Source organism: Actinomadura rudentiformis, assembly GCF_008923185.1.
In the GTDB taxonomy this organism is placed as follows: domain Bacteria; phylum Actinomycetota; class Actinomycetes; order Streptosporangiales; family Streptosporangiaceae; genus Spirillospora; species Spirillospora rudentiformis.
Genome location: NZ_WBMT01000014.1, coordinates 221,442 through 245,691 on the forward strand (window position 1 = coordinate 221,442; position 24,250 = coordinate 245,691).

Below are 24,250 nucleotides of genomic sequence, written 5' to 3' on the forward strand. Positions count from 1 at the left end.
GCAGAAACGCCGAGGAGCCCCAAACAATCTTCGAACGGAGAAGCGAGTGCACAGGGTGACAGTGCCGTCACTCTTGGTGAGTGGTATCTCATTCCCCTAGAGTTACGCCGTGAGTGAGCGCCCTTACGTGCTATTGAGCTGTGCGATGTCGGTGGACGGTTACATCGACGACGCGAGCCCGGAACGGCTGCGGCTGTCCAGCCCGGCCGACTTCGACCGCGTGGACGGCGTCCGCGCGACCTGTGACGCGATCCTGGTGGGCGCCGGCACGGTCCGGCGGGACGATCCCAAGCTGCTCCTCAAATCGCCGGCCCGCCGCGAGCAGCGGGTCGCCAAGGGCCTGCCCGCCGACCTGACGAAGGTCACGGTGACCGAGGGAGGCGACCTCGATCCCGAGGCGCTGTTCTTCACCACCGGTGAGTCGCCGAAGCTCGTCTACTGCGCGTCGTCGGCGGCCCATCCGCTCGCCGCCCGGCTGACCGGGCGCGCCGAGGTGATCGACGCGGGCGATCCGGTGGACTTCCCGGTGATGCTCGGCGATCTGGCCGCGCGCGGCGTGCGGCGCCTGATGGTGGAGGGCGGCGGGGGCATGCACACGCGCTTCCTGACCTCGGGCCTGGTCGACGAGATCCAGCTGGTGATGGCGCCGTTCTTCATCGGCGACCCGTCCGCGCCGCGCTTCGTGGGTTCGGGGGTGTTCCCGCAGAGCCCGGACCGCCCGATGCGGCTGGCCGAGTGCACCCGGATCGGCAACCTGGTCCTGCTGCGCTACCTGATGGGCACGCCCGCCCATGGATGACGCCGGCTGGCTGCGGATCGCGTGCGAGCTGGCCGGGCTATGCCCGCCATCCGGCACCGCGTTCTCGGTCGGCGCGGTCATCGTCGGCGCGGACGGGCGGGAGATCTCCCGCGGGCATTCGCGGGAACACGACCCGCACGAGCACGCCGAGGAGTCCGCGCTGGCCAAGACGGCCGCCGACCTGACCGGGACGACCATCTACAGCTCCCTTGAGCCGTGCGGCGAACGCCGGTCACGTCCGCTGACCTGCTCGGAGTTGATCCTGCGCGCCGGGATCGCGCGAGTGGTCTTCGCCTGGCGGGAGCCTTCGCTCTTCGTCGAGGGAAAGGGCGTGGAGCAGTTGCGCGCGGCGGGCGTCGAGGTCATGGAGCTGCCGGCGCTCGCTGACCTGGCCCGGGCACAGAACGCCCATCTGCTCAGCTGAGGTCCCGCTCCGCGCGAAAGGCCCTGGCTCAGCTGAGGTCCGGCTCCGCGTGCGGGGCGCCCTTCAGCTCGTGGAAACCCGGTGTCCCGGCGACCAGCAGCGTGCCGTCCCAGAGCCGCCCGGCGTCCTCCCCCTTCGGGACGCGGGAGATCACCGGTCCGAAGAAGGCCACGTCGCCGACGGCGATCACGGGCGTGCCGATGTGGGGGCCGACGCGGCCGATCCCGTCCGCGGTCGAGGCGCGGATGGCGTCGTCGTACTCCTCCGACATGGCGGCTCCGGCCAGGTCCGCGGGCAGCCCGGCAGTGGCGAGCGGGCCCTCGAAACCGCCCCACTCACCATCGCGGTGGGTACGGGTGCCGAACGCGGTGTAGAACGTGGCGAGCGCTTCCTGGCCATGCCGTTCCGCGACGGCCGTGAAGACCCGCACGGGATACCAGAGGTAGCCCTCAGGGTCGTCTTCCGGATCGTCGTCGCGCCCCTCGTTCAGCGCCGCGAGGCTCAGCACATGCCACCGGATCTCGAACGACCGTGCCGCCGCCGCCTCCAGCATCCATCGGGACGTGGCCCAGGTGTACGGGCAGGACGGATCGAACCAGATGTCCGCGATCATCACCCCAGGGTAGGCGGGGCAGGACCGCGGACAAGGCCGGAACGAAATGAGACTCCCGTCTCATGGGGCTCTTGCCAATCCCCTGGGGCACCATGCGATGCTGTGACCAAGCAAGCATTCGGTCGATAGCGGGAGGCTCCAGCAGCATGCGTGAACACGATCGGCTGTTCATCGGCGGTCAGTGGACCGCACCGGCCGGCACCGGCACCATCGACGTGATCTCCCCGCACACCGAAGAGGTCATCGGGCGGGTGCCCGAGGGCACCGAGGCGGACATGGACGCCGCCGTCGCCGCGGCGCGGCAGGCATTCGACCAGGGCCCGTGGCCCCGGATGACCCCCGCCGAGCGCGCCGAGATCCTCGGGCGGCTGTCGGCGATCTACGCCGAGCGGCAGCAGGCGATGGCCGACCTGGTCACTGAGGAGATGGGGTCGCCGATCCTGTTCTCGATCTTCGGTCAGGCGGCGATGCCGCAGATGGTCCTGCAGTACTACGTGGACCTGGCCGCCTCGTTCACCTGGGAGGAAGAACGCGCCGGCATGCTCGGCCCCGTCACCGTGACCCGCGAGCCGGTCGGGGTGGTGGCGGCGATCTACCCATGGAACGTCCCGCAGTTCACGCTGATGCTCAAGCTGGCGCCGGCGCTGATCGCGGGCTGCACGGTCGTGGCCAAGCCCTCCCCCGAGACCCCGCTGGACGCCTATCTGCTGGCCGAGTGGATCAAGGAGGCGGGCGTCCCGGACGGCGTCATCAACATCGTTCCGGCGGGCCGCGAGGTGGGCGCGTACCTGGTCTCGCACCCGGGCGTCGACAAGGTCGCCTTCACCGGGTCCACCGAGGCCGGGCGCAAGATCGGCGCGGCCTGCGGCGAGCTGCTGCGGCCGGTCACGCTGGAGCTGGGCGGCAAGTCGGCGGCGATCATCCTTGAGGACGCCGATCTGGCCGCGACCATCGAGGGCTTCAAGATGGCCGCGCTGATGAACAACGGCGAGGCGTGCGCCGCGCAGACCCGCATCCTGGCGCCGCGCAGCCGCTACGACGAGGTCGCCGACGCGCTGGTCACGATGGTGAGCTCGCTCAACGTGGGCGACCCGGCCGACTACGGCACCGAGATCGGGCCGCTGGTCGCCAAGCGGCAGCAGGAACGGGTCGAGGGCTACATCCGCGTCGGCCAGGACGAGGGCGCCAAGGTCATCGCCGGCGGGCTCAACCGGCCCCACGACCGTGGCTGGTACGTGGCGCCCACCGTGTTCGGCGACGTCACCAACGACATGCGCATCGCCCAGGAGGAGATCTTCGGCCCGGTGCTCTCGCTCATCGCGTACGAGGACGAGGACGACGCGGTCCGGATCGCCAACGACAGCAGGTACGGGCTGGGTGGCTCGGTCTGGTCGGCCGACGTCGACCACGGCGTCGAGGTGGCCCGGCGCATCCGTACCGGCAGCTGCGGTGTGAACCTCTACGTCCTCGACCCCAACACCCCGTTCGGCGGCTACAAGGACAGCGGCCTCGGCCGGGAGCTGGGACCCGAGGGCCTCTCCCCCTACCTGGAGTACAAGGCCATCCCGCGGCCCGCCTGAACCACGGGACATCCGAACAGGACAGGACCTCATCGGCCCCGACGGTCGATGAGGTCCTGCCACTGTGACGGCTAGGTGGCCCCGGCGGGCGAGGTGTCGGCCGGTTGCCCGAACAGCGCCTCGTGGGCACCGCGCAACGCCCCGAGCTCCTGGTCGAGCCGGCCGAACGCCTCCTTGGCCGCGACGTCGCCGAGGCGGTCGCTCATCCGGTCGGCCAGCAGGTTCAGGGCGGTCTCCACGGCGGACAGCCGGTCGTTGACCTCGCTGACGAGCCCGGCGCCGTGCGCCAGCCCCTCGGCGGCGCCCGGGAAGAGGCCGCTCAGGATCGCCGACTGCTCGCGCGCGCGGCGGCGCTGCTCGTGCAGCTCGATGAAGATCTCCACCTTGGACCGCAGCACCCACGGGTCGAACGGCTTGACCAGGTAGTCCACCGCGCCGACCGCGTAGCCGCGGAAGGCCAGGTCCGGCTCGCTGCGCGCGGCGGTCAGGAAGATGATCGGGACGTCCTTCGTCCGGTCCTTGCGCTTGATGTGGTACGCGGTCTCGAAGCCGTCCATGTCCGGCATCACGACGTCCAGCAGGATCACCGCGAAGTCCTCGATCATGAGGGCGCGCAGCGCGTCCTCCCCCGAGCGCGCCGGCACCACCACCGCGTCCACCGTCTTGAGGATCGCCGCGAGTGCGACCAGGTTCTCCTCCTGGTCGTCCACCAGCAGGATCTTCGGCAGGTCGGACTTGTCCATCACCGCTGTTCCCCCTTGCGGTCGCCCTCCCGTCCGGCACCGTCACCGGATGGCATCCCCGTCGTCTCGGCCCCGGCGTCGCCCCCGGAATCCGCCCCGGAATCGGCCTCGGAATCGGCTACGGCATCAGCCACGGAATCGCCCGCGGACCCGCCGGCCTCGTCCAGCCACTTGCGCATCACGTCGAAGAGATGCTCGATCTCGACCGGCTTGGTGACGTAGTCGGACATCCCGGCGACCAGGCTCTTCTCCTGGTCTCCCTTCATGGCCTTGGCGGTGAGCGCGACGATCGGGAGCGCCACGAACTGCGGCATCGCACGGATCGCCCGGGTCGTGGCGTATCCATCCATCTCGGGCATCATCACGTCCATGAACACCAGCGAGATGTCGTCGTTGTTCTCCAGGCTCTCGATGCCCTTCTTGCCGTCGGCGGCGTAGAGGACCTTGAGGCCCGACCTCTCCAGCACGGTGCTCAGCGCGAAGACGTTGCGGATGTCGTCATCGATGATGAGCACCTTGCGCCCCGCGAAGACCGCGTCCTCGGCGACGACCAGACCGGGCTCGGCGAAGTCGTCGCCGACGTGCACCCGGGAGGCCGGCTCCAGGGCCATCAGCGCGCCGTCGCCCATGGCGTCGAGCGCGCCGGCCTGGCTCTCGTCGGCGAGCTCCTGCCGCCGCGGGTAAGGGCTGCGCTCGGGCAGGTAGAGCACGAAGGTGCTGCCGACGCCGGGCCTGCTGTCGGCCCTGATCTCGCCGCCCAGCAGCCCGGCGATCTCGCGGCAGATCGACAGCCCGAGCCCCGTGCCGCCGTACTTGCGGCTGGTGGTGCCGTCCGCCTGCTGGAACGCGTCGAAGATGACCTGCAACTTGCCCGCGGGGATGCCGACGCCCGTGTCGGTGACGGTGAACGCGACGACCCGTTCGGCGGTGCTCAGCGGTTCGGTGGCGAAGAAGACGTCCTGGGCCAGCTTGATCTCCAGCCGGACGCCGCCCTCGCTGGTGAACTTGATGGCGTTCGACAGCAGGTTGCGCACTATCTGCTGGAGCCGCTGCTCGTCGGTCGCCAGCACCCGGGGCAGGTCGTCGTCGATGACGACCTCGAACTCCAGGCCCTGCTCGACGGCGATGTGCCGGAACGTCACGTTGACGTAGTCGACCAGCTTGGTGAGCGGGATCTCCTCGGGATGGATCTCCATCTTGCCGGCCTCGATCTTCGACAGGTCGAGGATGTCGTCGATGAGCTGGAGCAGGTCGCGCCCGGCACCGTAGATCGTCCGGGCGAACTGCACCTGCTCGGCGGTCAGGTTGCCGTCGGGGTTGGCCCACATCAGCTTGGCCAGCAGCAGCAGGCTGTTGAGCGGCGTGCGCAGCTCGTGCGACATGTTGGCCAGGAAGTTGGACTTGTAGCGCGACGAGAGCGCCAGCTGCTCGGCGCGTTCCTCCAGGGCCCGGCGGGCCTGCTCGATCTCGGCGTTCTGGACCTCGATCTCACGGTTCTGCTGGGCGAGGAGCGCCGCCTTCTCCTCCAGTTCGGCGTTGGACCGGCGCAGCTCGGCCTGCTGGCGCTGCAGCTCGCCCGACCGTTCCTGGAGCTCGCGGGTGAGGCGCTGCGACTCGCCCAGCAGCGCCTCGGTCCGGGCGTTGGCGATGATGGTGTTGATCGCCACGCCGATGGTGTGCACGAACTGGTCGAAGAACGCCAGGTGCACGTCGCTGAACTTGCTGAACGCGGCCAGCTCGATGACGCCGAGCACCTCGTCCTCGAACACGATCGGCAGCACGACCACGCACGCCGGGGACGACTCGCCCAGCCCCGACGAGATCTTGATGTAGTCGGGCGGCGCGTCGACGATGATGAGCCGCTTCTTCTCCACGGCGGCCTGGCCGACCAGGCCCTGCCCGAAGTCCAGCTCCTCGTTGAGCCGGTTGTGCCCGCGGTAGCCGTACCCGGAGATGAGGTGGAGCGTCGGCTCTTCGCCGCCCTCCCGCTGTGCCAGGAAGAACGCCCCGTAGTGCGCGCCGACCAGCGGGGTGAGCTCGCTCAGGATGAGGCTGGCGACCTCGACCAGGTCGCGGTGGCCCTGCATCAGGCCGGCGATGCGAGCCAGATTGGACTCCAGCCAGTCCTTCGCCCGGGTGGTCTCGCGGAGGTTGGCCACCATCAGGTTGACGTTGTCCTTGAGCTCGGCGACCTCGCCGCGCGCCTCGACCGTGATGGCCCGGGTCATGTCGCCGCGGGTCACGGCGCTGGCCACGTCGGCGATCGCGCGGACCTGGGTGGTGAGGTTGCTGGCCAGCAGGTTGACGTTGTCGGTGAGGTCCTTCCAGGTGCCGGTGGCGCCGGGCACCTGCGCCTGGCCGCCCAGCTCGCCGCGGCTGCCGACCTCGCGGGCGACGCGGGTGACCTCGGAGGCGAACGCCGACAGCTGGTCGACCATCGTGTTGATGGTCGTCTTCAGCTCCAGGATCTCGCCCTGGGCGTCCACGTCGATCTTCTTGGTGAGGTCGCCGTTGGCGACGGCGGTGGTGACCTGGGCGATGTTGCGGACCTGGTAGGTCAGGTTGTTGGCCATCGCGTTGACGTTGTCGGTCAGGTCCTTCCACACGCCGGAGGCGCCGCGTACCTGCGCCTGGCCGCCCAGCTCACCCTCGGTGCCGACCTCGCGCGCCACGCGCGTCACCTCGTCGGCGAACGCCGAGAGCGTGTCGACCATCGTGTTGAGGGTGGTCTTGAGCTGGAAGATCTCCCCGCGGGCGTCCACGGTGATCTTCTTGGTCAGGTCGCCGCCGGCCACGGAGGTCGCCACCTGGGCGATGTTGCGGACCTGGTTGGTGAGGTTGTTGGCCATCGAATTCACGTTGTCGGTCAGGTCCTTCCAGACCCCCGACACACCCCGCACCTGCGCCTGACCGCCGAGACGCCCCTCGGTGCCGACCTCGCGCGCGACCCGGGTCACCTCGCCCGCGAACGCCGACAGCTGGTCGACCATGGTGTTGAGGGTGTCCTTCAACTCCAGGATCTCCCCCTGCGCATCCACCGTGATCTTCTTCGACAGGTCCCCGTCCGCGACCGCCTTGGTGATCTGCGCGATGTTCCGCACCTGCGACGTCAGGTTGTTGGCCATCGAGTTCACGTTGTCGGTCAGGTCCTTCCAGACCCCCGACACACCCCGCACCTGCGCCTGACCGCCCAGCTCACCCTCGGTGCCGACCTCGCGCGCCACGCGCGTCACCTCGTCGGCGAAGCCCGACAGCTGGTCGACCATGGTGTTGAGGGTGTCCTTCAACTCCAGGATCTCCCCCTGCGCATCCACCGTGATCTTCTTCGACAGGTCCCCGTCCGCGACCGCCTTGGTGATCTGCGCGATGTTCCGCACCTGCGACGTCAGGTTGTTGGCCATCGAGTTCACGTTGTCGGTCAGGTCCTTCCAGACCCCCGACACACCCCGCACCTGCGCCTGACCGCCGAGACGCCCCTCCGTGCCGACCTCGCGCGCCACCCGGGTCACTTCTGAGGAGAACGCGGAGAGTGTGTCGACCATCGTGTTGATGGTCGTCTTGAGCTCCAAAATCTCGCCCTGCGCGTCAACGTCGATCTTCTTGGTCAGGTCGCCGTCGGCGACGGCCTTGGTGATCTGGGCGATGTTGCGCACCTGGCTGGTCAGGTTGTTGGCCATCGCGTTGACGTTGTCGGTGAGGTCCTTCCAGACCCCCGACACGCCCGTCACCTCGGCCCGGCCGCCCAGGTTGCCCTCGGTGCCGACCTCGCGCGCGACCCGGGTCACCTCGCCCGCGAACGCCGACAGCTGGTCGACCATCGTGTTGAGGGTGTCCTTGAGCTCCAGCATCTCGCCCTTGACGTCGACGGTGATCTGCTGGCTCAGGTCGCCCTTGGCCACCGCCGTCGCCACCTGGGCGATGTTGCGCACCTGGTAGGTCAGGTTGCTGGCCATGACGTTCACCGACTCGGTGAGGTCCTTCCAGGTGCCGCTGACACCGCGTACCTGCGCCTGGCCGCCCAGCCGGCCCTCGGTGCCGACCTCGCGCGCGACGCGGGTCACCTCGTCGGCGAACGCCGACAGCTGGTCGACCATCGTGTTGACGGTCAGCTTGAGCTCCAGCATCTCGCCGGTCGCCTCGACCGTCACCTTGCGGGTGAGGTCGCCCTTGGCGACCGCGGTGGTGACCACCGCTATGTCGCGGACCTGGCCGGTGAGGCGGCCCGCCATGTCGTTGACCGCCTCGGTCACCTGCGCCCAGCTGCCGGTGAGGCCGCGCACCTTGGACTGGCCGCCCAGCCGGCCCTCGGTGCCGAGCTCGCGGGCGACCCGGGTCACCTCGGAGGTGAACAGCGTGAGCTGGTCGATCATCCGGTTGGTCGCCTTGCCGGCGCGCCGCAGGTCGCCGTGCAGGCCGCGGTTGCCGACCTCCAGGTCGGCCCGTTGCGACAGGTCGCCCGCCGCGACCGCCTCCAGCACGCGCGCGGTGTTGCTCAGCGGCGTGGTGATGAGGTCGAGCAGCGTGTTGGCGGACTCGATGGTGCTGGTCCAGCGGCCCGAACCGGGACCGGCGGCGAGCCGTTCGTCCAGGCGCCCCTCCCGGGTGACATTCCGGCAGACCCGGGTGAGCTCGTCGGAGAGGTGCCGGTTGCGGTCCAGGATCTGTTCGAGGACCTCGCCGATCTCCGCGAGGGTGCCGTCCTGCGGTGCCTTGTACCGTTGCCGGAAGTCCCCGTCGCGCAGCGCCCGCAACGCCTCCAGCAAGGACCGGAGCGCGGTCTCGCCGTCCGGCAGCCGCTGCGCCGCCTCCGTGTCCACCGGTCCTGTGTCCACCGGTCCTGCATCCGCCGGTGCGGCGCCTTCGATGCCGCCCGCCGGGACGGGTTGCTGACCTTGCGACTGACCCTGCGACCTGCTCGAGGTTGCACTCATTGGACGAACCTTGCCAACTCGGCGTATCTGAGCCCGTTCATTCTGTCACTATGACTGGAAGTTCACCTCGCGAATCTGCATGTTCCCGCAGGGGGGTCATCGTGTCGGTTCCGCGGAGGTCCAGTGTTCAGTACGTGCCCGAGAGCACGACCGTTCCGGCCGCCCGCGCGCATGTGCGGGAGACGCTCCACGACTGGGACCTCCCGTTCGACCGCGTCGAGGACGCGGTCCTGATCGCCAGCGAGCTGGTGACCAACGCCGTCGTGCACGCGGGCACCGACATCGAGCTCACGTGTCTTCTCGACATGCCCGGCGACACGGTGCGGGTCGAGGTGCGCGACCTGCTGCCGATGCGCCGCGTGGACGCACCGGATCAGGCCGCGGGCCGTCTGGACGGGCATCGCGGCCTGGTGCTCACGCATTCGCTCGCGGAGGCGTGGGGCGTCACCTATACCAAGACCAGCAAGACGGTCTGGTTCGAGCTGGCCGGTACGGCCCGGACGCACAACCAGACGCACAACCAGACGCACAACGAGGCGCACAACCAGACGTCCGACCCGCCGCCCTCGCTTCCCGCGCCCTCGTTTCCCGGGCTCCCACTTCCCGGGCTCCCGCTCATGCCCGTCGAGCAGCCCGTCCAGCCGGTGCCGCCACCGCGCGCACCCGTGCCCTACATGACGACGTCGGCGATCCCGCCATCGGCCACCCCGTCAGGGCCGTTCTCGCCGGGTGGCGTGGAGATCTCGCCCGGGAACGGGAAGCCCGGCGGACCGGCCACCGGGCTGCCCGCCGAGCAGCTCTTCGACCACGTGGTGCAGTGGGCGCGCGCGTCCACCGGCGCCGACGCCGCGTACGTGCTGGTGGGCGCGGACGACGAGTCCCTCAAGGTGCGGGCGTCGTCGTTCGACGACCTCGCCGGCGCGGCGTGTCACGCCGCTGACGGACCGGCGGATCCGCCGGCTCCGCGAGCGGAGCTGCGACCGGCTGAAGCCGCGCGGCTGGCCATCGCCGCGCACGACGACGCGGCGGTGATGCCACCGCCGACGGGCAGCACGTTCCAGTCGCTGGCCACCGCGCCGCTCAGAGTCAGCGGCCAACGGCTGGGCCTGGTCGTGGTGACCGCCGAGGAGCCGGACCGATTCGGCCCGGCCGACATCAGCCGGCTCCAGTACGCGGCCGAGTCGCTCGCGCCGGTGTTGTCACGGGAGCGGCAGGTCACGGGGCAGCACGGCTACCGCGGCTGGCTCGGCTTCCTCGCTGAAGCGAACGACCTGCTCACCGGGACGCTGGACGAGAAGCTGGTGCTCGCCCTGGCGGCGCAGCTGTTCGTGCCGCGGATCGCCTCCTGGTGCGCGGTCTATCTCGACGACCCGAGCGGCAAGGGCGTGCTCACGCATGTCTGGCATGCCGACGAGCAGCTCATCGGGCCCTTGCGCGAGCTGCTGACGGCGTATCCGGCGCCCTCCTCTCACCAGGTGCGGGAAGCGCGGCAGTGGAGCACGTTCGCCTCGCTGGCGCCGTCCGCGCGCCGCATCAGCGGCTCCGACGTGCTCGAACTGCCGCTGGCCTGCCGGGAGCACCGGTTCGGCTGCATCGTGCTGGGCGGCCCCGGCGATGACGGCTTCCGGCCGGAGCTGGTGAGGCTCGCCGAGGATCTCGCCGTCCGCTTCGCGCTCGCCCTGCTGAACGCGCGCCGCTACGGCGAGCAGGTGGCGGTCAGCCAGACCCTGCAGCGCAGCCTGCTGCCCGCGCACCTGCCGCAGATCCCCGGCATCGACTACAGCATCGTCTACCTGCCCGCCGGGCAGGACGCGAAGGCGGGCGGCGACTTCTACGACCTGTTCCCGGCGGGCCGCGACCGCTGGCGCTTCATGCTCGGCGACGTCTGCGGCACCGGCGCCGCCGCCGCCGCGGTGACCGGGCTGGTCCGGCACACGCTGCGCGCTCTCAGCCGCGAGGGCCGAGGCACGGCCCGCGCGCTGGACAGCCTGAACGAGGCGATGCTGGACGACGACGCGTCCCGCCTGCTGACCATCGTGCACGGCGAGCTCGAACGGCTGTCGACGGGCAACCTGCGGATCTCGGTCACCTCGGCGGGCCATCCCCTCCCGCTGCGGTTGCGCCCCGACGGCGAGGTCACGGCGATCGGAACGTCCCAGCTGCTGGTGGGGGCGGTCACCGAGCCGGCCTACCGGCTCGACACGATGGAGCTGGCCCCGGGAGACGTGATGCTGTGCGTGACCGACGGCATCACCGAGCGGCGGCGTGGCGACGCGCAACTGGACGACGACAACGGGCTTGCGCGCTTGCTGTCGGACTGCACCGGCTTGACCGCGCGGGCCGTGACGCTGCGCATCCAGGCCGCCGTGCGCGAGTTCACCAGCAGTCCCCTCGACGACGACATGGCGATCTTCGCCATGCGCGTGGAGTGAGGCGCGTGGAGTGGGGCGCGTGGAGTGGGGCGCTTTCACGGCGTGAGGGCGGGAGAGCACGCAGGTGAACACGCCGTTCTTCGGCCGTCGATTCCACGTTGGAGCCCCGGGGGCCGTACCGTAGTGCGCCGTGTCATCCTCCCCCGAGAACGTGATCAACGATCCCGCCACGCCCAGCCTGGACGACGCGCTGGTCGGCGAGGCGGTGCTGGGGGTCTACCGGCAGATGTTCGCCGCACTGGCCCGCGACAGCGGCGCGGTCGTGGACGACCCCGATCTGGTCGACGTGGCCGAGACGTTGCTGACCGCGTTCGCGGACGCGGGTGAGGACGGGCTGAGCCGCGAGCAGATGCGGTACGTCTGCCGGCGCCACCCGGCCGAGGTCTTTGAGAACCGGCTGCGTGTGCTGAAGGGCCTCGGTGCGATCCGCGAGGTCTTCCCCAAGCCCAACCAGCTCCGTTACCGCGCCTCGTTCACCAGCGTGGTGGGCCTGATGTTCGTCCGGCGGATGATGCTGGACGGCGGCCAGAGCGAGATGCACCGGCTGCTGGCCCTGGAACAGCTGAACGTGGCCGACCCGCGGATGACGCCCGGCCAGGCCCGGGACGGGGCGGAGGGGCTGGCGCGGGCGTTCCGGCTGTGGAGCGTCGAGCTGCTGACGCTGACGAACGGAACGATCGAGGAGCTGCGCGAGCAGGCGCCCAAGCTGTGGGGCACCGAGGAGATCCTGCTGCGGGCGGAACGGCTTCACGGCGCCATCCTGCGGCGATGGCCGCAGCTCGACCGGACGTGCACGGAGCTGCGGGCGGCCATCTACGCCTACGGCGACGCGTCCCGCCGGGCGGCGGCGCGGCTGACCGACTCGGCGGGGACGACGCGCAATCTCACCCTGCTGCCGCCGGAGACGTGGCGGACGTTCGCCCGGACGGCGTCGAGGGAGGATCTGGCGGCCGTCCTGGACGGGTTCGTGTTCGACGCGGCGGCGCCCTGGCACGAGCCGTCGGCCGTGGTGACGGCGGTGGAGGACGGGCCGCGCACCACGCCGCCCCGCCCGGCGCCGCCCCGGCCGTCGGTGCCCGACCCCGGTCTGTCGGCCGACACCGGCTCCGATGACGCCACCGCCGAACGGCTGCGTACCGTCGCCGAGCAGGTCCTCAGGGGCGGTGACCGGGTCGCGGTCGAGGAGGTGCTGGGCGACGACTGGGTGACGGCGCGCCGGATGCTGGCCGACCTGTCGGCGGCCCACCTGCACCCGGAGCTTCCCTACCGCCTGGTGTGGTCGGACGGCATGGCCGTCCGGGAGGGCGGGTCGCCGACCTGGCTCTCCCCCGGCACGTTCGAAAGGACCGCCTCGTGAGCGTGGAGCCGGAGGTGCTCGCGCGGGCGCGGTCCCGCGTGCTGGGCACGCCGTCGATCCCGGCGTCCGAGCCGGTCCCGGCCGGGCTGACGGCCGCGACCGAGGTCGACGGGTCCCGGGTGTGGCTGCTGCCTTCCTGGCCGGACGGAGCCACACCGGCGCTGCTGGAGGAGTACCAGACCGCGCCGATGCCGCTGGACCGGCCGGGGCAGGCGCGGCGCGTCCTGGCCGCGGCGTTGCGTTGCTGCTGGTCCCGGCTGGACGACGCGCCGTGGCCCGGTGAGCGGGCGCCGCTCGCCGCCGTGCTGGAGGTGTACGTCGGCATGTCCCGCGGCGACAGCGAGCTCGCGCGCCGGTGGGCGACGGGTGAGCTGCGCCGGCTGGCCGACACGGGCTGGCTGCTGCTGGACCACGACACCGGGACGGTACGGCCGGGACCCCGGGTCGCGATGTGGCCGGAGGAGTCGCTGTCCTCCCTGCGCGACCTGCTGAGGCGTCTCCCCCAGCCGCCGGAGGCGCCGGGTGAGTGAGCTGTTCGAACCACTGCTGCGGTCCTACGACGAGAAGCGGCGGTCGGAGCTGGTGGCCGCCTACATGGCGGTCGAGCACGCCGCCGAACCGGTGCCCGAGGTGCGCTTCACGGCGCTGCGGGAGCCGGCGCTGCGGCGCACGGTCGAGGGCATGCTCGGGCTGACGGGCCGCACGCTCGTGCGTTCCGGCCAGAACGAGTGGATCTCGGGATACCGCGACGACGTCGCCGCCGAGCTGGCCCGCGACCCCGCGTGCGTGCCGCCCGCCGGGGACCGCGCCGTGCTGGTGCTCGTCCTGATCCACTCGGTGGCGATCCCGCGGGCGGCCGGGCTGCTGGGCGACGACTCGTGGATGTCGACGTACCCGACGCCGCTGGAGGAGCTGCGCCGCCGGTCGCAGCTGCCGATCGGGGAGCTGGAGAGCGCGCTGCGGCGGCTCCGTACGGCGGGGCTGGTGTCCCAGGTGAAGGCGGGGACGGAGGAGGCAGGCGGGTTCGTCCCCGGCCCGCAGTTCCACCGGCTCACCGACGCGGCGCGCCGCCGACTTCAGGAGGAGCTCATTCTCGCGGCCGGGCCGGATTCGCCGCTCGCGGCGGCCATCCGGGCACGCCGCCGCAACCAAGCCGGGGGGAACCCATGACCGCTGTCCTCGAACCGCTCCTGCCGGGTGCCGAGTCCGCCCGCGCGGGGATGGACCCCGAGGGCGTCGTCGGCGCCCGTACGCTGATCGCCGTCCAGGCCGTCAACATCTCGCGGCTGTCCACGCACCCGGTGCCGACCGTGCCCGGGACGCTCATCGTCGTCGCCGGTCAGGGCCCCAAGGACTCCAACGGCGCGGGCAAGTCGTCGTTCATCGCGGCGATCACGGCGCTGCTGGGCGACGAGCAGTGGCGGTTCGCGTCGGGCGCGCGGGCCGTCGCCGAGCTGCTGTTCAACGCCGAGCTGGCGGCGCAGGGCGACGCCCAGTGGGCGAGCGCCGACCACGGTTACATCGTCGGCGTCTTCGACTTTCCCGAAGACGCCGCTTTTCCCGAAGACGCTGCCTCTCCCGAAGACGCCGCCCTTCCCGAAGACGCCGCCTCCCCTGAGGACGCCGAGGTCGAAGAGCCCGACGAGACCGCCGGGAGCACGGCGGTGACGGTGTGGCTGCGGGTCAACGCGGACGCGCCGCACCTGGAGATCCGGTGGCGCCAGGGTGTGCATCTCGCCGCGGCTCCATCGGAGGCCGAACGCGTCGCGGCGGCCGACCGGATGTGGGCGTCGCTGCCCCGCAGCGCCGGGCGCCGCGACCTGGTGGCCAAGGACCTGGGCAGGACGCTGTACGGCGGCCAGGTGCGCTGCGTGTCGTTCCTGTCGACGTCCGTGCGGTCCAAGGTCGCGACCAACCTGCTCTCCCAGCCCCTCAACGAGATCAGCCCGGAGCGCATCTTCAGCGCGATCGCCGCGCTCACCGGCCTGGACCGTGAGCTGGAGGCCGAGCGCACGTCGCGCGCGGAGGAGCACCGCGAGCGGGCCAAGGCGGCGGAGGCGGGCGAGCGGCTGGCCGAGTGGGAGAACGAGGCGGCCTCGCTGCTGAAGACGTTCGACCGGCGTGACCGGGCCCGTGCCGAGGTGGCCGCCGCACAGCGCTACTGGCGGACCCGGCAGGCGCGGCTCCTGGTGGACGCCGCCGAAGCCGACGCCGCTCACGCCGCCGAGCAGGAACGGCTGCACGCGGAGAACGAGGAGATCGTGGCGGCGATCGGCGCCGCGGCGAAGGAGGTCGAGCAGCTCACCGGCGGCGCGCTGGAAGCGCAGCTCGCCGAGGCCGGCACCGCCCTCGCCGACCTCAAGGGGCAGGCCGAGCAGATCGGCGCGGACAAGGCCGTGGCCCGCAACCGCATGGACGAGCTGCGCCGCCAGGTCTCGGCGCTGGAGGAGCGACAGCGCGAAGCCGACGGCCGCGACGCCGAGACCGCGCAGCGCGAGCTGGCCGAGGCCGAGGCGCGCCGCGACGAGGCGCAGCAGGAATTCGGCATGGCCAAGGGCGCGGTGGCGCGCGCCGAGCGCGAGCTCGCCGAGGCTGAGGCCGGGGAGAGCAGCGCGCCCGCGCAGATCCGCGCCCTCGCCGCCGCCGGGATCGCGGCCGTCGGCCTCCTGGACGCGGTCGAGCTCGCCGAGGACGTCCGGGAACGCTGGGAAGCGGCGCTCTGGCCCTATCGCGAGGCCGTCGTCGTCGGCTCCTCGGACCTCGACGCCGCGACCGCCGCCCTGCGCGACCTTCCCGGCTCGATGATCGTCCCGGGGGACGGCGACCTGAACCCCGACGGCGCCGACCTGGAGGGCCATCCCGAGGGCGTGAACTCCGCCCTCCCCTTGCGCGGTTTCTTCACCGCCCTGGAGTCGGGCGACGGGACCGGCGTCGTCATCATCGGCGGCTTCCCCGAGCCGGTGACCGGCCGCGTCGCCCGCGTTCAGGCGGCTCGGGCAGCAGTGCGAACCGCTGGTGAAGCCCTCGAACAGGCCCGGCAGCGCACCTCCGACGCCGCCGCCGACGTCGCACTGGCCGCCCGTCGTCTCACCGGCGCGCGCGCCGCCGCCGAGCTGAAGCTCGTACGCGAGAAGATGACCGGCCTCCGCGAGCAGCTCGAAGACCTCGCGGGCAGCGAGGCCAAGCTCGGGCCGCGCCTGGGTTCGGCCGAGCAGGCGCTCCGGCGCCTCCAGGCCAAGGCCGACACCCGCGCCCTCGAAGTGGACCGCCTGCGCGGCCGCCGCGAGGCGCACGAGCGCGACCGCGACCGGGTCCGCGCCGCCCTGTCAGATCTGGCCGACAAGCGGGCCGCCCTGGGCCTCGACGACCTCGAAAAGGAGTGGGGCGGGTCCCGTGACGCCGCCGCCGAATGGCTGGCGGCCCTCGACGCCGACGAGCGGACCTGGACGCCCGACGAGTGGTGGCACAGCGCCGAGAAGCACCTGTCCGAGGGGACACGCCGGGTCTTCCCCGACGGCCCGGCCGACGAGGACATGCCGGAGGAGATGCGTTTCCTCCTCAACGAAAGAGCCGAGGGCGAGGGCCGCCGGACCGAACGCGAGCAGGCCACGTTCCCCCGCCTGGTCAGGGTTCTGGAGAACTACCTCCGCCAGCAGGAGGACTACGAACGGCACCAGCGCCGCCAGATCGAGGTCCAGCTGTCCGCCCGCCGCGCCGACCTCGACAAGGCCCAGAGGGGCGCCGATGAGTCAGCCGGTGCCGCCGAGGCCCACCGCACCGCCCTCACCGCCGCGATCCGGGCACGCCTCCAGCGCGTCTCCGAGGAATTCGAGAAACTCGACCTGGCCTACGGCGGATACGGCGCGACCCTGGAATTCCCCACCCCCGAACAACCCGGCGACCCCGAGCAGGAATGGCGCTGGCGCGTGACCCCCAAGTGGCGGCGCTCGGACGGCCAGCGGTACGTCCCGTACAACCGCCGTGCCAACACCGCCCTCATGGACGAGAAGGCGGTCAAGCTCGTCTGCGCCGCCGCGCTCGCCAGCTCCGGCGGCGGCCGCCTGGTCCTCGTCCTCGACGAGCTCGGCCGCAACCTCGGCAAGGAGCACCGCAAGGAGGCCGTCGCCCTCTTCCGCAAGATCGGGGAGACGCACGGCATCACGGTCATCGGCGCGCTCCAGGACGACATGGAGCCGTACGCCATCGACGCCTGCGGGCAGTACGTCAAGCTGCGCCGGTCGTCCGACACCATGCCCTACAACGAACCCCCGGTGGTCGTCGGCTACGACGAGCACGAGCCGCGCGTCCGCCTCCTGGCCGCCCAGATCTCCGCCACACGCCCATAGACTGCGGACATGAGCGAGCAGCCACTGCCGCACCTCATGAGCGAGGCCGAGTACCTGGCATTGCCGGAAGAGATCGCCCGGACCACAGGGCCGAGATCGAGCTCGAATACCCGTTTCCCGTCACGATGCCGATCGAGACTCTGATGCGGCGCTGATGCCCTGAATATCGGGGTGACCGCGACTTCGTGATCCGGAAGGATGCGCTCCATGCGCGTCGCGGAACTGCTGAACGAGATCGAGCCCCTCTCCCATGGTGAACGCTGCCGTCGTCTGGCGGCGCTCGCCCGCCAGGGGATTGAGCCCCACGTGCTCGACGAACTCGGCCGCGGCGACCACTATGAACGGTCGCTGGCGATCTTCATCGCGGCGGCCGCGCGTGACACGGCGGGCCTGGACCATCTGGCTGCGGCCATGCGGGACCCCGCCGTCGATCTGGCGGGGGTCGCGATCGGCTGGGCGGCACGGCTCGGGGTCGGTCCCGAGGCGTTCGCCGCGCTGCTCGACGACGCGCCCGCCGCCCTCCGTTCGGCCGCTTACCAGGGGATCCGGCGGTGGCGGCGTGCGGACCTGGCCGAGGCGCTGATCGAACGTGTGGCGGCGCGGTGGGGCGAGGACGAGGCGGCGGGCCTGCTGCCGGTCTGCGGAGAGCGGGTCGCCCGCGAACGCATCGGCGCGCTCGCCCACGCGGTGCCCAACTGGCGGTCGTTCGGCCGCTCCCACCCCGACGTGATGCTCGACCACGCCGAGGAGGCCCTCGCCGGTCTTCCCGAAGGAACGCGGCGCCACTGGTGGTGGGGTCCGGCGGACGGCGTCGCGGCGGCCGCAGAGCATGAACCCGGGCGGGTCATCGGGCTCCTCGAAGACCACTGGGTCGACGGGTCGCTGCCTGCGGCGCTGGTCCCGCGGTCAGGGCTGCTCTTGGACGCCGACCGCGACCGGATGATGCGGCTCCTGCTGTCGGAGCCGCACCGGGAGCAGCTCGTCGATCTGCTGCGCACGCCGTCCATCCGGCGACGGATGACCAGGCTGGGGGAGGACGACCTGGCCGCTGTGGTGCGCGCGGTCCGGTCCGACGAGCACGTCCTGCGGCTGCTGGTCGACGAATTCCCGCCGAGCCGCCGGGAGCAGGTTTTCGAGCTGGCCATGGCCGGCGTGGACCGCGCCGTCATGGAGCTGGACGGCGAGTTGCTCGACGTGCTGCCTGCGGCGGCGCGCATCCGGGAGGCCCGGCGCATGCTGCAGCTGCGGCAGGTGGCCGAGACCCCCTGCAGATACTGGGAGACTGCCTCGTATCTGCCGTACGACGAGGCGTTTCCGATCCTCAAGGCGCTCACCGAGCGGCAGGACGCCGACGAACGCGCGACCGGCTACCGGCTGCTCATCGGTTGCGCCGGACGGGCCCGCGACCCCGAGGTTCTGGCGCGGCTCTTCGACTCGCTCGGGCGGCTGCGGAACGAGCAGGACCCGGTCCGGTCGGCGGCGTTGCACGCGCTCGCCGCCATCCCGCCCGGCCAGATCCGGAGCTCGCATGGCGCCACGTTCGCCCGGCTCACCGAGGAGGCCCTCAACGCGCGCGACTGCTCGTACGCCACACGCGAGGCCATCGCGCGGCTCGCCCGGATCATGTGCCGGCAGGGTGCGATGCGCGGCGACGAGAGCCTGGTCGTCAAGGGGCTGGAGCTGTTCGGGAAGCTCACCGATCACCTGGGTGACGCGGCCTTCGGCCGGCTGGACACGGTGCTGCCGCGCGGTGCCGAACATGGTCTTGTGCGTATGCTCGCGGCGCGGCTGTCGGACGCGCAGCGGCGGGGCGAGCACGGGCTGGCGCTCAGGCTCGCCACGTCTCTAGGGCGCCGTGCACATGACGTGCACCTGCTGCAGGACGCGCTGGAAAAGGCCACCGGCGCGCGCGAGACCGCCGTGGCCAAGCAAGCGATCACGCTGTGGCTCGCGCCACCGCGTGCTCGCGGAGACCGCGTCGCCCGCCTGCTGGCGCGAGAGCCGTCCGCGGTGGCCCTTGCCAGCGTGTTCGCTGTGATCGCCACCGCCCGTACCGATCTGCTGGACGTTCCTCTGTCGGGGAACGTGCCGCCCGGTCGTTTCTCGACGCCGGACGTCCTTCACGTACCCTCGGCATACTCCTCATGGCCGCGCCGCTGGACTGCCGGGCAGCGCGTCCGCTACCTGGAGTTGCAGCATCTCCTGGCACAGGACGAGGGCACGCCCGACGCGCGCCGTGCAGAGGCCGTTCGCAACATCGGCGCGGTGCCCGGCGTGGGGGCCGACGAACTCCTCCCCTACCTCACCCATCCGGACGCATTGCTGCGCCGGGTCGCGCTGACCGCCGCCCCCTGGATCTCGACGCCCCAGGACATGCTGCCCGTTCTGCTGGAGCACGCCTCCAGTGATGACGCGCATGTCGCGGTGTACGCGGCCGCCCGGGCGGCACGTTACGTACCGCCCAGTGCCCTCGCGGCCCAGCTCGGACCGGTGCTCACCACCGGGAAGATCACCGCTCGCAAGGAGTCCTTGCGCATCCTCCTGCACAACCGGGTGCCCGAGGCGATGGCCCTCATCGAGGCCGCCTGGGACGACCCCGGCCAGCATCGCGACGTGCGGGCCGCGATCGCCTCTGCCCTGCGGGCACGTCTGGGTGACCCGGTCGCCATGCGGATCCTGAACGAGGCCGCGAACGGTCCACGCGACCTGGCCCGCCAGGTCCTCGGCACGTCGCCGTTCCTGATCGAGGATCGTCACCGGCCCGCCTACGGGCGGCTGGTGGTCCGCGTCGCCCGTTCCACCGACACCGAGGCGCGCGCCGCGGCACTGCCCGCGCTCCCCGCCTGGGCGCCATGGGCACCCGACGCGCCCGCCGTCGCCGCCGCGCTCCTCACCGACCTGACCGTGACCGGCTGGCAGGCCGCGCTCGACGCACTGATCGGCTGCGCGACGAGCGGCACGGGCACCGCCGAGCTCTCGGCGGCGGCCGACGCCCTCGCCGGCGCCCCCGCCGAGCCCGACGCGGCCGCCGACCGCGACCGGCCCGCCTTCCAGCGGCTCGGCGCCCTCGCCGCCGCCGTGCGCGCGAAGGCCGTGTACTCTCGCGATGCCGCCGAACCCGCCGTCCGCGCCCTCGACGGGCGGCTGCCGGAACCGCAGGCGAGTGAGCTCCTCGCTGCGGCCCTGCGGTGGGACGCCCCTGGCGCCGCCGCTGAGATCGACGCGCTCGCCGACCGGCCCATGGGCGGCGTCCTCGCGGTCGACGCCGTCGCGCACGCGCTGGCCTCCGGCGACGTGGAGCCCTGGTCGTACGGCTACCTGCTGCCCGAGCCCACGCAGGTCCAGCCGCACGCGGAACGGCTCGCCGCGCGCGGCGACCTGGCCGGTGGGCTCTTCGCCTGCGCCCTGGCCAGCCGTCACGCACCGCGAGCGGGCTGGCCGGAGGAATGGCGTGCCCTGCTCCGCCTTCTTCGCACTCACGCCCATCCGGATGTCAGCTACACCGCACGCCACATCACCACATCGGACGAGTGACACTCCAGGGACGAACGACAACTTTTCGGGTGCATGATGCGTCACATGAGCGTGACTGAGTGGAGTGTTTCCGAATTCGAAGAGCTGAAGGAGCTGGGCCGGGGCGGGCAGGGCCGCGTGGTGCTGGCCCGGCATGCCGTCAAGGGCACTCCTGTGGCCATCAAATACCTTCCGGCCGGCGCGGACCCCGGGGCGCAAGAGCGCTTTCGCTATGAGGCACGGATGCTCGGCCAGGTGCGCGACCCGCACGTCGCCAAGCTCTACCGCCTGGTCGAGGCGGACGAGGGTGTCGCGATCATCATGGAGGCCGTCGAGGGCGTCCCGTTCAAGACGATCCTCGAACGCTATGGAACGCTCGAACCCGAGGCCGCGCTCACCGTTCTCAAAGGATCCCTGCTGGGCCTCGCAGCCGCCCACGCTGTGGGCGTGGTCCACCGCGACTACAAGCCCGCGAACGTCGTCGTCCGGGCCGACGGCCTGAGCAAGCTCATCGACTTCGGCATCGCCACGTTCGCCGGAAGCTCCTCGGGCGCCGGGACCCCGGTCTACATGGCGCCAGAGCAGTGGCGGGGCGGGCCCGCGAGCCCGGCGACCGATGTCTACGCGGCCGCCTGCGTCTTCTTCGAGTGCGTCACCGGGCGTCGCCCCTACCAGGCCACCGACCGTGCCGGGCTGATGAACGGGCATCTCAACGAGCCCGTCCCCCTCGAAGAGGTCGACCAGCCGCTGCGGCATCTCGTGGCGCGCGGCATGGCCAAGGAGGCGGCGCAGCGCCCGCCGAGCGCCGCCGCGTTCGTCGCCGAACTGGAGGAGACCGCGCGCAAGGCGTACGGGCCCGACTGGGAGTCGCGCGGGGTTCGGATCCTGGGCGGCGTCGCCCTGGCGTTCGCCGCGCTGTTCCCGCTCGCCGCCGCGGGCCTCGCCCCGGCGGGCGTCGCCGCGGGCGCGGGTGCGTCCGCCGCAGGATCGTCCGGCGTGGTGGGGGCGCTGAGTGCGAAGGCCACCGTGGCGATCGCGAGCACGGCCGTGGTCGGCGCCACGGCGGGCGTCTTCGGCGTCTATGAGTACGCCCAGTCCGACGAGACTCAGCCGCGCAAACCGGCCGCGGCGGCGAGCTCGCTCGCTCCGGGCAAGAACGTCGCGTTCGGCAAGCTTTCCCTGCGGCTCCCCCTGACCTGGAAGTCGCACCCGCTACCGGTGTACGAACGCAACTCCCGGACGCCCTTGACATACAACTACCGGGTGAATGTGCCCGGCCAATGCCGGGTGCCGAAGCTGGTGCAGGAAAACGACAAGCGTGAGGGGAAGACGCGGGAGCAGGACCCCTACTACAACAACCACTGCCCGAGCTTCGCTGTGATCGTCATGCCGTTCCGCAACGACGGCGAGCTGGGCTGGGACACGTTCAAGATCACGAGTATCTTCGCTCCCGACACCGAGGCGACACACGCCTGCCCGCCCCGCGCCGACCTGTTCGGCATCGGGGGGCAAAAGCTCGTGAAACGAGGCTTGGCCCCCATCGGCGGACGCCAGGCCGAGTACCGCGAATGGCAGATCACCTGCGCGAAGCTCATCCCGAAATACGAGAAGACGAACGTGAGCTTCGCGCACCGCCTCTGGTACCTCCCGCAGTCGAAGGTCCTCATCGTGGACGAATGGAACACCCCCGGCCTCGCCGCGATCCTCCAGAAGGCGACCTGGACGGCCTGACACTGCGATCTGACACTGCAGCCTGACACTGCGGCCTGACATGGACCAGTCAGAGATCATTATCTGCAAACCTGGCGGGCGGGATCCGCGTCAGACAGTCGGCGGATCACTGACGGGCAGGGAGCACGGCGTTGACTGACTGGCAGGTCTCGGGGTTCGAGGAAGTGCGGGAGCTGGGCCGGGGCGCCCAGGGCAGGGTGGTGCTCGCCCGGCATGCCGAGCGGGGCACGCCGGTAGCGATCAAGTACCTGCCCGCCGACGCCGACCCGGAGGCCCAGCGAAGGCTCCGGCACGAGGCGCGCATGCTCGGGCAGGTCGACAACCCCCATGTCGCCCGCCTCTACCGGCTGGTCGAGACGGACGAGGGCGTCGCGATCATCATGGAGGCCGTCGAGGGCGTCCCGTTCAAGACGATCCTGGAGCGGTACGGGACGCTGGAGCCGGAGGCGGCGCTGACCGTCCTCAAGGGCTCGCTGCTGGGCCTCGCCGCCGCCCACACGGCGGGCGTCGTCCATCGCGACTACAAGCCCGCGAACGTCGTCGTGCCGGCCGACGGGCGGAGCAAGCTCATCGACTTCGGGATCGCCACGCCCGAGGGCGCGTCGTCGTCCGCGGGCACGCCGCTCTACATGGCGCCCGAGCAGTGGCGGGGCGGGCCGGCGTCCCCGGCGACCGACGTCTACGCGGCCACCTGCGTCTTCTTCGAATGCGTCACCGGCCGCCGCCCGTACGAGGGCGGCAACCAGGCCGCGCTCATGAACGGGCACGTCAACAAGCCCATCCCGCTGGAGGATCTCCCGACGGCGCTGCGGCCGCTCGTCGCGAAGGGCATGGCCAAGGAACCGGATGAACGCCCCGCGAGTGCGGCCGTCTTCGTCGGAGAGCTCGAAGAGGTCGCCCGCGCCACGTACGGCCCGGACTGGGAGTCACGCGGCGTCCGTGTCCTCACCGGCACGGCCATCGCGCTCGCCGCGCTCTTCCCGCTCGCCGCGGCCGGGCTCGCACCGGGCGCGTCCGTCGCGGCCGGGGCAGCCGGGGCCGGCGCCTCCACCGCGGGCTCCACCGGAGTGCTCACCGCGCTCGGCACCAAGACCACCGTCGCCATCGCCGGAACGGCCGTCGTCGGCGCCACCGCGGGCGGCGTCGGCGTCTACCAGGCCGGTAGAGGCGAGCCGGCGCCCAAGGAGACGGCCGCCAGCTCGTCTCCGGCAGCGCCACCCGGTGTCCCAATCACGTTGGGCAGGTTCCGCCTGTCCGTGCCCCAGGGCTGGAAGGTCCAGCGCCTCGGCGAGAAGGGCGGCAGCTACCGGGTCGACGTGCCGGGCCGCTGCCCGGCCAACGCCTGGTATCCGGACATGAGGAAGACCTACTACAACTCGGGTTGCCCGAGCTTCGCCGTGCTGGACGAGGACCAGATGCTCTGGACGCAGGAGGTACAGGAGGCGAGATACCGGCAGGGCAAAGGCTTCCACCCCGCGAACGACCCGGGCGGCGTATGCCCGCCCAAGCCCGCCACTTACCGGATGCGCACTCCCGACCGGCTCATGAAGAAGGGACTGGCACAGGTCGGCAGCCGCAAGGCTGAGTACTACGAGTGGCGCTTCTACTGCCTGGCCCAGGACGTCAACCTCCCCCGGAGGGACCCGTTCATCCAGAAGACCTGGTTCTTCCCGCAGTCGAAGATCCTGATCGTGGACGAGTGGAACATCCCGGGCCTGGAGAAGATCCTCGCCGGAGCCACCTGGCTCTAGCCCGTCCTGGTTTTTCAGCCGGTCCTGGTT

At 71.4% G+C, this 24,250-nt stretch carries 14 protein-coding genes; 11 read left to right on the forward strand and 3 right to left on the reverse strand.

Going from position 1 to position 24,250, the window contains the following annotated elements:
* Positions 1–109: 109 nt before the first annotated feature.
* Together F8566_RS28595 and F8566_RS28600 are read left to right on the forward strand one after the other, a co-directional pair.
* Positions 110–799, forward strand: coding sequence for a RibD family protein (locus F8566_RS28595; RefSeq protein WP_151564936.1), 690 nt, complete (start codon positions 110–112; stop codon positions 797–799).
* Positions 792–1,223 (forward strand): cytidine/deoxycytidylate deaminase family protein, encoded by a 432-nt coding sequence (locus F8566_RS28600; RefSeq protein WP_151564937.1) that lies wholly within the window; start codon positions 792–794, stop codon positions 1,221–1,223. The genes F8566_RS28595 and F8566_RS28600 overlap by 8 nt, the downstream gene beginning before the upstream one ends.
* A gap of 28 nt (positions 1,224–1,251) precedes the next feature.
* Here F8566_RS28600 and F8566_RS28605 read toward each other — a convergent pair whose 3' ends face one another.
* Complete coding sequence (locus F8566_RS28605) at positions 1,252–1,836, reverse strand: mycothiol-dependent nitroreductase Rv2466c family protein (protein WP_151564938.1); 585 nt, start codon at positions 1,834–1,836, stop codon at positions 1,252–1,254.
* A 146-nt stretch (positions 1,837–1,982) separates the two neighbouring features.
* Here F8566_RS28605 and F8566_RS28610 point away from each other — a divergent pair, with 146 nt between their 5' ends.
* Positions 1,983–3,416, forward strand: a complete 1,434-nt coding sequence (locus tag F8566_RS28610) for an aldehyde dehydrogenase (protein ID WP_151564939.1) — start codon at positions 1,983–1,985, stop codon at positions 3,414–3,416.
* 71 nt (positions 3,417–3,487) lie between these two features.
* Here F8566_RS28610 and F8566_RS28615 read toward each other — a convergent pair whose 3' ends face one another.
* Both F8566_RS28615 and F8566_RS28620 read right to left on the reverse strand, forming a co-directional pair.
* Positions 3,488–4,159, reverse strand: a complete 672-nt coding sequence (locus F8566_RS28615; RefSeq protein ID WP_225993611.1) for a response regulator — start codon at positions 4,157–4,159, stop codon at positions 3,488–3,490.
* Positions 4,159–9,090, reverse strand: a complete 4,932-nt coding sequence (locus F8566_RS28620) for a HAMP domain-containing protein (RefSeq protein ID WP_151564941.1) — start codon at positions 9,088–9,090, stop codon at positions 4,159–4,161. Before F8566_RS28620 ends, F8566_RS28615 begins: the two co-directional genes overlap by 1 nt.
* Before the next feature lie 134 nt (positions 9,091–9,224).
* On the opposite strand from F8566_RS28620, the gene F8566_RS28625 reads away from it, so the two are divergent.
* The 8 genes from F8566_RS28625 (at position 9,225) to F8566_RS28660 (ending at position 24,220) form a co-directional block, all read left to right on the forward strand.
* A complete protein-coding gene (locus F8566_RS28625) occupies positions 9,225–11,522 on the forward strand; it encodes a SpoIIE family protein phosphatase (protein WP_151564942.1) in 2,298 nt (765 codons plus the stop codon).
* Positions 11,523–11,652: 130 nt separating this feature from the next.
* Entirely contained in the window at positions 11,653–12,879 is a 1,227-nt protein-coding gene (locus F8566_RS28630; protein WP_225993623.1) for a hypothetical protein, read from the forward strand.
* Positions 12,876–13,409 carry a hypothetical protein gene (locus F8566_RS28635; RefSeq protein WP_151564943.1) on the forward strand — a complete coding sequence of 178 codons (534 nt, stop codon included), beginning with the start codon at positions 12,876–12,878 and terminating at the stop codon, positions 13,407–13,409. The genes F8566_RS28630 and F8566_RS28635 overlap by 4 nt, the downstream gene beginning before the upstream one ends.
* Positions 13,402–14,049, forward strand: coding sequence for a hypothetical protein (locus F8566_RS28640; RefSeq protein WP_151564944.1), 648 nt, complete (start codon positions 13,402–13,404; stop codon positions 14,047–14,049). Before F8566_RS28635 ends, F8566_RS28640 begins: the two co-directional genes overlap by 8 nt.
* Complete coding sequence (locus tag F8566_RS28645) at positions 14,046–17,225, forward strand: coiled-coil domain-containing protein (RefSeq protein WP_225993612.1); 3,180 nt, start codon at positions 14,046–14,048, stop codon at positions 17,223–17,225. The genes F8566_RS28640 and F8566_RS28645 overlap by 4 nt, the downstream gene beginning before the upstream one ends.
* Positions 17,226–17,432: 207 nt before the next feature.
* Positions 17,433–20,759, forward strand: a complete 3,327-nt coding sequence (locus F8566_RS50155) for a hypothetical protein (protein WP_192809900.1) — start codon at positions 17,433–17,435, stop codon at positions 20,757–20,759.
* A 45-nt stretch (positions 20,760–20,804) separates the two neighbouring features.
* A complete protein-coding gene (locus F8566_RS28655) occupies positions 20,805–22,469 on the forward strand; it encodes a serine/threonine-protein kinase (protein ID WP_192809901.1) in 1,665 nt (554 codons plus the stop codon).
* A gap of 131 nt (positions 22,470–22,600) precedes the next feature.
* Entirely contained in the window at positions 22,601–24,220 is a 1,620-nt protein-coding gene (locus F8566_RS28660) for a serine/threonine-protein kinase (protein WP_151564946.1), read from the forward strand.
* Positions 24,221–24,250: the final 30 nt, after the last annotated feature.

Excerpts from the sequence above, each read along its gene's own strand:
- F8566_RS28600 (WP_151564937.1), top strand. The coding sequence starts at position 792 with ATGGATGACGCCGGCTGGCTGCGGATCGCGTGCGAGCTGGCCGGGCTA.
- F8566_RS28605 (WP_151564938.1), bottom strand. The coding sequence starts at position 1,836 with ATGATCGCGGACATCTGGTTCGATCCGTCCTGCCCGTACACCTGGGCC.
- F8566_RS28610 (WP_151564939.1), top strand. The coding sequence starts at position 1,983 with ATGCGTGAACACGATCGGCTGTTCATCGGCGGTCAGTGGACCGCACCG.
- F8566_RS28615 (WP_225993611.1), bottom strand. The coding sequence starts at position 4,159 with ATGGACAAGTCCGACCTGCCGAAGATCCTGCTGGTGGACGACCAGGAG.
- F8566_RS28620 (WP_151564941.1), bottom strand. The coding sequence starts at position 9,090 with ATGAGTGCAACCTCGAGCAGGTCGCAGGGTCAGTCGCAAGGTCAGCAA.
- F8566_RS28645 (WP_225993612.1), top strand. The coding sequence starts at position 14,046 with ATGACCGCTGTCCTCGAACCGCTCCTGCCGGGTGCCGAGTCCGCCCGC.
- F8566_RS50155 (WP_192809900.1), top strand. The coding sequence starts at position 17,433 with ATGCGCGTCGCGGAACTGCTGAACGAGATCGAGCCCCTCTCCCATGGT.
- F8566_RS28655 (WP_192809901.1), top strand. The coding sequence starts at position 20,805 with ATGAGCGTGACTGAGTGGAGTGTTTCCGAATTCGAAGAGCTGAAGGAG.